This is a genomic window from Autumnicola psychrophila (assembly GCF_031846645.1).
GTDB classification, from domain to species: domain Bacteria; phylum Bacteroidota; class Bacteroidia; order Flavobacteriales; family Flavobacteriaceae; genus Autumnicola; species Autumnicola psychrophila.
Map to the genome: position 1 here is coordinate 92,298 of NZ_JAVRHN010000015.1, position 9,023 is coordinate 101,320.

Sequence of the window (9,023 nt, forward strand, 5' to 3'; positions counted from 1 at the left end):
ACTTGTTACTTATTTTGAATTTCGGAGATTTTCGCTATTGTATTTTTAAGATTCTCTTTCTGGCGCAAGAGGTATTCCTTGAAAAGTAAAGGCACTTCACCTGTTTTTTTATATTTTTCTGAATTGTAGGTCGAATTAAACTCGGTGATTTTTTCTACTACTTTAATTTCTTCTGAAATGCTAGAGAGGTAAGTTTCCAACGTATTTTTTAAATACATTCTATTCCCGCGGAAATATCTTTTTCGGTCTCCGGGTTTAGTGAAGTATTCAATTTTATTTAGCTGAAGTAGAAGATTCAGTTGTGTAGAAACAGAACTTTTACTGGCCTCGGTAATTGTCATTATCTCATCAAAGGTATGGCCCTCTTTGGGAGAAAGGATCATAATGACGTAAATGCGCGCGGCTAAAGGAGCTAATTGGTGCGTTTTTTCAAAATGCACACCAATTTCTTCAATAAGTTTAATTTTTTCGGGTGAGCAGCTCATTATTTAAATTTTTCAAGCTGCAAAGATATATTTAGTTCGGAAGTTACCGAACCAAAGAAACTTAAAAGATTGTTAATTTAGCTTCCGGAGAATTTGAAGAAATTGAGGTTGTTAGATTTTATTACGTAGCCTACTCGCAACATACTTCTGTACTGATCATAATCAATCAGACTTTCTCCATAGCCGTGGTACCATTCCAGCATGAGATACTGATTGTCCATTTTAAAAGGACGATAGAATAACTGCGTTCTCATTGATCCCTTCCAGTCGTCAAAATTGCTGCCTTTTCGAAGCTGTAAGTCCAGGATCCACTTTTCAGGCTGCAGTTCGTAAGAAATATTCAACTCTCCATATCCCATGTATTCCAGTATATCTGGATTATCTTTTTTGTATTTAAATGGTAGCCAACCTTTTAATCGTATAGATGTTCTTGGGTTTATGGCAGTTTCAAAACTTAACGACAGCCTGTTCCAGGACCTGGAATAAATGCTGTCCCGGCCGTTGGACTCGTGCTCATATTCAAGGTAAGCCAAAGCCATAAGCCTGTCATTTTTGTTGAAAATTGGCTTTCCCAAACCTATACCCGGATTAAAGTTAATATCAGAAAACGGACTGGAGAAACTATACAAATCCCAGAATGCCTTTTGTGTATAGGTGAGAAAAAGATAGGTGTTTAGAGGAAGCGTATTTCTTGTGAGTAGTTGCTTGAAACTTATCTGGTATTTGGCATCAGAGTTATCAGAAACTGATCTGTTAAAGGGAACTCCGGTAATAAAATAGTTATTCTTGTGTATAGAAAAAGAAGGCATCTTTTCTATGGTATCATCGACCTGTTCTCTGGTCAATCCCTGTGCATTCAGGGAAATGGCAGTACAGAAAAAAAGGGCAAAACTTAGAAAATAATAGAACTTCATTTGTTTTTTCACAAAGTTAAAAGCTCTTTGGCAACGTTGCGATTATCAACTTCTAATTCTATGTTAAAGGTGCTTTTAAGGTTAAAAACAAACAATTCTTCAGTATCTAAAAAAGATAAATTATAAAATCAGTTTCCATAAATTCCTATTTCCAGTTCTCCTTTATTGTTCATTTTAGCGCGGTACATCCCTGCAGTGTTAAATTCCATTGCAACATTTCCTTCGTGGTCAATAGCAATAATTCCCCCGTCGCCGCCAAGGTTTGGAATTTTTTCCTGGATCACTTCCCGGGCAGCCTCTTCCAGGCTCACTCCTTTATATTCCATCATTGCAGAAATATCGTGCGCCACCATCCCACGGATAAAAAATTCTCCCCAGCCGGTGCTGGAAACCGCGCAGGTTTTGTTGTTTGCGTAAGTCCCCGCGCCAATAATTGGCGCATCACCAATGCGATTGTACCTTTTATTGGTCATTCCGCCGGTAGAGGTTCCTGCAGCAAGATTTCCATTTTTGTCAAGTGCGGCGCAACCTACAGTCCCAAATTTGGAATCTTTTATATACGGGTCGAGAAATGCCGTTTTTCCGTCGTGATCCAGTTCAGATTTTTCGCGATCTTTAATTCTTTGTAGACTTCTAAAGCGGTTCTCTGTATAGAAATATTCAGGATCTACAATCTCAATTCCCTGTTCCTTTGCAAAACGTTCAGCACCTTTTCCTGCCAACATCACATGTTCCGAATTTACCATCACTTCATAAGCCAGGTTTATCGGATTTTTGATGGTGGTCACGCCCGCAACCGCACCTGCATTCAGCGTTGCACCATCCATTATGGAAGCGTCCAGTTCGTTGGTCCCTTCGTTTGTAAAAACAGCACCTTTTCCGGCGTTAAAGAGTGGAGAATTTTCCATAACATTTATGGTGCGTTGCACTGCTTCCAGCGCCGTACCTCCGTTGGCCAAAATTTCATACCCGGTTCTTATTGCTTCCTCCAGTTTTGCTTTATAAGCGCTTTCTATAGAATCACTCATGTTTTCTTTCAGAATTGTTCCTGCGCCGCCATGAATTACAATCCCAAAATTGGCAACGGAATCTTTTTTCTGAATATTTTCTGAATTTGCTTCGGAAGAGGTTCCGGCTTCGGTAGAAGTATTGTCGTTACAGGCAAAGCAAAGGCAAAGACTGAAGAGAAAGAGTATTTTTTTCATCTGAATTGGTATATTTACTAAAGGCTACAGGTCGATAATGGTCATTTTCTGCAGCACGCCGAAAGTTAACAAAAACTTCTGGTAGTTCCTGGTTTCATTGTTTGTTGTTGGGAGTAAACCGCTGGTATAGATCGAAAAATGGCATTTTTGGCACTTCACTTCTGAAATTTTCCGGATGTAGGTCTTTATTCCAGTTTCTTGCAGCGCAGCGTTCTGGATTCTAACCTGTGAACTGCTGGTTTCACTCTTTTTCTTTTCTATAGGCCAATAATTGTCATTTTTGGAGTGCTCTTTTAGTGGAAAGAGGAATTGGAAGTTAAAGGTCAAATGTTGAAGGTTTAAAAATGAAAAGTGAAGAGATGTTCGCATTGCTGATTTTGAGATTTTTAGCCGTTGTGCGTGATCAGTTATCTGTTATAAGTCGAAAACTGCCATTTTGAAGATACGATAATCAGTCGAGAGGTCAGGGGAATTTTAATTCAAAATTGAAACTCATCATTTAAAATAAATTAACGGTTGCGGTTATCGCAATTTTCGGGAGTAGGAACGCGAACTTGTCGGCTTACCGTTTTGTTTCCAAGCTTCCAAAATTAAACTTTTTCTATAATCACCCGGAATTTGAGATGAACCGTTGTGCAACATTTCTTAAGTTTAATTTCTGGAAAACGAACGATTATAGAATGTAATGTTTTTGTCCTTTGTTTTCAAAAACAGAATTATCCTATTTTTGGAGTTTCTCTAATCCAACTCCAAAATTGAATTTTAAGATTTAATTTTAGGCGTATGATTTAAAAAATTTTCTTTTTGGGAAGTATTTTAAATAAAAATTTTTCCATTGCAACTTATTTTAAAGATTATATATTTCTTTAATAGTCTGCCCCCTAATAAGATTTAAAAAAAATTCATTTGCTTTTTTTTGTCTTTTATCAAACTCTTTAAAATACTTTTCTTTTTCTTCGATAGTATCATAATCCTCTACGGATTTATTATTTAATTCCTTAAAACCTGTGGTTTTATCTGCTTCATCTTTAATATCTAATATTTTATTTGCGAATCTGTCAGCATCTTCTTTATCTAAATTTGAGAGAATATAGCTTCCTTCTTTAGAAAAGAAGTTATCGATTGATTCTGCTTTTATAACATAACTTTCTTTATCAAAATTTTGAACGATTCCTTCTTCTTGATTTTGGACTGGTAATTTTTCTTGGTAAATATTATTATTTGATTTGTCTTCAGATTTACAGCTTGCAAAAATTATGGAGGTTAATAGGCAGGAAATAAAAATTAATAAGTTTTTTTTGGTTTCATAATTTTTAAGTTTAAATGGAAAATATATTTAAAAAGATTGTAACTAATTTTTAATTATCAATAATTTAATAAATTTTTCGTTTATAAATCCTGAAAGTTATTGGAAATGTTGCACAAGAGGCCGAAAATTGTCATTTTTGAATTGCTCTTCTAGTGGAGAGAGGAAAGTGGAAGTTCAAGGTCAAATGCTGAAGGCCTAAAAATGAAAAGTGAAGAGATGTTCGCGTTGCTGGTTTTAAAATTTTCCGGCGTTGTGCGTGGTCAGTTATCTGTTATAAGTCGAAAACTGTCAATTTTGGAGTGCTTTTAAGTGGATAGAGGAAAGTGGAAACATCGAAAATTGAACTTCCCTGATTAGTGTTGACCGAAATTTTTACATTATACTCGGGTCTGTAAATTAAACTCTGTCTGATATTTCAATTCCTCTGGGGCTAGCCCTTCATTGAATTCCGGATTTGATGTACAATACAAAGCTGCACCTGAGCCTTTGGATAAACGCTCAAGATGGCCTGTGTAAAGCCTTTGAGGTTATCCGTACAGGCAATCAGAATATCCTGTAATCCACGGTTATGAAGATCGGTTAAAACCTGTAGCCAAAAATTAGCACCTTCGCTCTCAGAGATATACCTCCCTAAGATTTCCTTTTTTCCTTCTTTTGTAATACCCAGGATGTTATAGAGTGCTTTATGGGTGATCTTACCATCTACCTTAACTTTATAATGCATGGCATCAAGCCAAACAATGCAGTAGAGCGGCTCTAAAGGACGACTTTGCCAGGCTTTGATATCAGGAATGATCTGATCGGTAATTTGGCTTAAAACGGTATGGGAAATATCGGTATCATACATTTGCTTAATATGCCCCGAGATGTCACGGTAACTCATCCCAAGTCCATAAAGACCCATGATTTTTTCTGAAAGATTATCCGCCAGGATTGTCTGCCGTTTTTTGACCAGTTCCGGTTGGAAGCTGCTTTGACGATCTTCAGGGGTTTCAATATCAAAGGAACCAAAGCCACTTTTTAGCTTTTTATTTCCCTTGCCATTGCGCTTATTCCCTTTAGAGCGTTCATCACTATTCAAATGGGAATCCATCTCTGCCTCAAGGGCTTTCTCAATAACGTTCTTGAGCATCGGTGCAAAAGCACCGTCTGCACCAAAAAGGCTCTTACCAGACATGAACTGGTCAAGTACCTTCTTCTCGAATTCTTATTGTTCTTTTGTTGTCATAATTCTATCTGAATGAAATTAATAAATAATTCAATTCAGACAGAGTTTATTTTACACCCTCTTAGAAAGTTTTTTTTCATTAAAATTCTATACTTTCAATATTATCTTGTAAATGGTCATCAACTAAAACCCTCGATATTAAGTATTTTTTTTCAGATTTATTAAATGTGTGGTTTTCGATGCTTAAGGAGCTCGGAATTGTATAGCCTGTTTTTACTTAGTATTATTTTTTAAGCTAATTTTATGGTACTATGCGTATTAGATAAATTCAGCTTTTAGAAAGGTGTGATTTTCACTACTTTTGTAGTATATTTTTGTATCCAAAATCACTAGCCAGGAATTCTGGAGTATGTCCTTCACTCCTTTATAAAATGATTAAAATTTCCAATCCTATTTCCAAATGCTGAATTTTTATAATATCAGAATTTTTCAATTTCTAATTTTACTTACCCTATTGCTTTCTAGTTGTGTAGACTCTGAAAGAAACGAGGATTCGAATATTATTGACGGCCAAATTCAAAATAACTCCGAAGAAAAATCTACTCAGGATATTAAGCAAAGAGTAGCAGCTATTAATATAGAAACCGTTCCTTATATTTTCAATAATAAGAAAGTAGCTCTTTTAGAAAGAAAACTAGAATCAGCCGGGGGGAATGAAAAACTAAATTTGCTCTTAACTTATGGTTTGGAATTACTAAATGCTGGAAATACCGAAGAATCAATTGCTGTATTAGATTAAGTATTGGAAATTATAGAAGATACAAATGTACGGTCTAAAGCTGAACTATTATATTTTATTAAAAAGCAACTTGCCATTGCTTATATGCGGAAAGCAGAACAGGATAATTGTATAGCAAATCATAACGAAGAATCATGTATTATTCCCTTAACTAGAAAAGGGCAGCATGTAGTAAAGGATGGTGCTCAGCAGTCAATAGTTTTACTTAAGGAACTACTTGCTTTAAATCCTAATGATTTAGAATCCCAGTACTTGCTGAATATTGCAAGCATGACCTTAGGTCAGTACCCGGAAAATGTACCAGAAGAGTTTAGAATTCCTGAATCTTATTTTTCCGATACCGCAGAATTCCCACGTTTTACAGATGTTGCCATGTCTTTAGGAGTTGACGTAAATATGAAATCTGGCGGGACTTGTGTAGATGACTTCAACGGAGACGGATACTTAGACATTATTGCATCCTCTTGGGGTTTTAACGACCAGATCAGGTATTTTGAAAATGATGGAATGGGTGGTTTTACTGACCGAACGAACGATTCAGGACTAGAAGGTGTTACAGGAGGACTGAATTTGAGACATGCAGATTTTAATAATGACGGGCATTTGGATTTTATTATTTTAAGAGGTGCCTGGTTGTCTGTATTTGGTGAAATTCCTAATTCCTTGATGCGAAATAATGGAGATGGGACTTTTACCGATGTTACTAAAGCCGCCGGTATCTATTCACTGAATCCTACGCAAACTGCTGTTTGGGTGGATATTAATCTGGACGGCTGGCTCGATTTATTTGTAGCCAATGAATGGACAGAGGCTAAGCAAAGTTATTGTGAATTATTTTTAAATAATGGGGATGGTACTTTTAAAAATATAGCCAAAGACGCGGGAATAACTGTTCCCGGATACTTCAAAGGAGTGGCAAGCGGGGATATTAATAACGACCTATATCCCGATTTATATTTGTCTAACTATGATGGGCCAAATACTTTGTACATTAATACTACTGAAGAAACCGGAAGACCTTCTTTTAAAATAGCTGGTAATGCGGGGGTTTCTAATCCGAAATTAAGTTTCCCTACCTGGTTTTTTGATTACAATAATGATGGTTTTGAAGATATTTTTGTTTCGGGTTATTCTTCTTCGGAAATTTTGCCTTCTGAAATGATACTTAGAAACATTAAATCTGGATCTACAGAATACAGGCCTTTATTATATCAAAATAAAGGAGATAATACTTTTGAAGAGGTGTCTTTAGAAATGAATTTAACAGAGCCTATCGCTACAATGGGCTGTAATTTTGGTGATCTGGATAATGATGGTTTTTTGGATTTTTATTTAGCAACGGGAGATCCTGATTTTTTTTCTATTGTACCCAATAAAATGTATCACAATATGAATGGGGAAAGCTTCGAAGACATTACCTATAGTGGTGGTTTTGGCCACATTCAAAAAGGACATGCCATTGGTTTTGGAGATTTAGACATGGATGGAGACCAGGATATTTATGCTGTTATGGGCGGAGCGGTTGAAGGTGACGTCTTTAGAAATTTACTATTTGAAAATCCTATTGGGAATAAGAATAACTGGATCAATATGGTTTTAGAAGGTAAAAAGAGTAATCGCTCTGCTATTGGGGCTAAAATTGTCATCACAGTCGATGAAGATAACCAGGAAAGAAAGATTTACAACACGGTTGACTCTGGAGCGAGTTTTGGGGGCAATAGTTTAATGGCCGAAATTGGATTGGGAAAAGCCGCTGTTATAAAGAAAATTGAAATTCATTGGCCTCATTCTACTATGCCTATTTCTATTTTTGAAAATATTGCGGTCAATCAAAATATTAAAATAGTCGAAGGAGGAAAAATTCAGAAGCTTGATCTTCATGAGGTTTCATTTGATAAAAAAAGACCTAAACATCAACATTAGCTCTTGCTTCTTTTAAATAATCTTAACTATTTCATCCTTGTTGGCACATAATATCAATTTTGACCATTGTCGTTATCTTATTCAACCAGATGAACTCCGTCCACGAAGAGTTTTTTAAAGAGATCTTTGCCTATATATTCTTTGTCGCCATACGGACTACTGATCCAGAGAAATTATCACTAAATTTGCGAGGCATACATTATCAACTATATTTACTTAAAAATAAATAATCAACATGCCGACCGTAGTAACTGACGCCAAATTTTTTAATTGTACGCAAAGCCGGGAACTTGCAGAAAAAATTGCAGCTGCTTATGGCAGTAAACTGGGGAACGTGATCACCTCTACTTACAGCGATGGTGAATTCCAGCCTTCTTTCGAGGAATCTGTACGTGGTTCAAGGGTTTTTATTATTGGCTCGACCCATCCCGGTGCAGATCATCTTATGGAGATGCTCCTAATGCTCGATGCAGCAAAACGAGCCTCTGCACGACATATTACAGCGGTAATGCCCTATTTTGGATGGGCAAGACAGGACAGGAAGGATAAACCGAGGGTACCTATCGCAGCAAAAATGATTGCCAGCATTTTAGAAACAGCAGGTGCTACGCGCATTATAACTATGGATCTGCATGCAGATCAAATTCAGGGCTTTTTTGAAAAACCTGTAGATCATCTTTTTGCTTCCACTGTTTTCCTGCCTTATCTCCGGAATCTTAACCTGAGCAATCTCACTATTGCATCTCCCGATATGGGAGGTTCCAAGAGAGCTTACGCTTATTCCAAAGCGCTGGAAAGCGATGTTGTGATCTGCTATAAACAACGTGTCAAGGCCAATGTAATTTCGCATATGGAGCTTATTGGAAACGTAGAAGGAAGAAATGTTGTTCTGGTTGATGATATGGTAGATACGGCAGGAACCTTAACAAAAGCTGCTGATCTGATGATGGAACGCGGTGCAGTTAGTGTCCGGGCTATTTGTACTCACCCAGTACTTTCAGGAGAAGCTTATGAGCGGGTGGAGAAATCAAAGTTGCAGGAGTTAATTGTAACCGACTCCATTCCGCTGAAGAAAGAAAGTAGAAAAATCAAAGTCGTTAGTTGCGCAGATTTATTTGCGGATGTAATGAACAGAGTCCATAATAACCGTTCTATCAGTTCTAAGTTTATAATGTAGTTTTTCAGTGAAGAGTGAAAAGTGAAAAGGGAAGAGTTCAAAA

The 9,023-nt window shown here is 36.7% G+C and carries 6 protein-coding genes and 1 pseudogene; 3 read left to right on the forward strand and 4 right to left on the reverse strand.

The features are described from left to right. Positions 1–5 precede the first annotated feature (5 nt). The 4 genes and pseudogenes from RM541_RS16185 to RM541_RS16200 form a co-directional block, all read right to left on the reverse strand. Complete coding sequence (locus RM541_RS16185; protein WP_311501174.1) at positions 6–485, reverse strand: GbsR/MarR family transcriptional regulator; 480 nt, start codon at positions 483–485, stop codon at positions 6–8. Positions 486–562: 77 nt separating this feature from the next. After that, positions 563–1,399, reverse strand: coding sequence for a phospholipase A (locus RM541_RS16190; protein WP_311501175.1), 837 nt, complete (start codon positions 1,397–1,399; stop codon positions 563–565). Between the two features lie 128 nt (positions 1,400–1,527). Next, on the reverse strand, positions 1,528–2,604 hold the full coding sequence (locus RM541_RS16195; RefSeq protein ID WP_311501176.1) for an isoaspartyl peptidase/L-asparaginase family protein: 1,077 nt from the start codon (positions 2,602–2,604) through the stop codon (positions 1,528–1,530). A gap of 1,745 nt (positions 2,605–4,349) precedes the next feature. After that, positions 4,350–5,090: pseudogene (locus RM541_RS16200) on the reverse strand (IS256 family transposase); the annotation flags it as partial. Positions 5,091–5,541: 451 nt separating this feature from the next. On the opposite strand from RM541_RS16200, the gene RM541_RS16205 reads away from it, so the two are divergent. The 3 genes from RM541_RS16205 to RM541_RS16215 all read left to right on the forward strand — a co-directional run bounded on the left by RM541_RS16205 (position 5,542) and on the right by RM541_RS16215 (position 8,980). After that, a complete protein-coding gene (locus RM541_RS16205) occupies positions 5,542–5,880 on the forward strand; it encodes a hypothetical protein (RefSeq protein WP_311501178.1) in 339 nt (112 codons plus the stop codon). 3 nt (positions 5,881–5,883) lie between these two features. Beyond that, positions 5,884–7,803, forward strand: coding sequence for a CRTAC1 family protein (locus RM541_RS16210; protein WP_311501179.1), 1,920 nt, complete (start codon positions 5,884–5,886; stop codon positions 7,801–7,803). 235 nt (positions 7,804–8,038) lie between these two features. Then, the gene (locus RM541_RS16215; protein WP_311501180.1) at positions 8,039–8,980 is read left to right on the forward strand and encodes a ribose-phosphate pyrophosphokinase; all 942 of its coding nucleotides are present in this window, start codon (positions 8,039–8,041) and stop codon (positions 8,978–8,980) included. Positions 8,981–9,023 lie beyond the last annotated feature (43 nt).

What these genes read in the sequence shown, in the direction of transcription:
- RM541_RS16185 (WP_311501174.1), bottom strand. Translation starts at nt 485, where the DNA reads ATGAGCTGCTCACCCGAAAAAATTAAACTTATTGAAGAAATTGGTGTG.
- RM541_RS16190 (WP_311501175.1), bottom strand. Translation starts at nt 1,399, where the DNA reads ATGAAGTTCTATTATTTTCTAAGTTTTGCCCTTTTTTTCTGTACTGCC.
- RM541_RS16195 (WP_311501176.1), bottom strand. Translation starts at nt 2,604, where the DNA reads ATGAAAAAAATACTCTTTCTCTTCAGTCTTTGCCTTTGCTTTGCCTGT.
- RM541_RS16205 (WP_311501178.1), top strand. Translation starts at nt 5,542, where the DNA reads ATGCTGAATTTTTATAATATCAGAATTTTTCAATTTCTAATTTTACTT.
- RM541_RS16215 (WP_311501180.1), top strand. Translation starts at nt 8,039, where the DNA reads ATGCCGACCGTAGTAACTGACGCCAAATTTTTTAATTGTACGCAAAGC.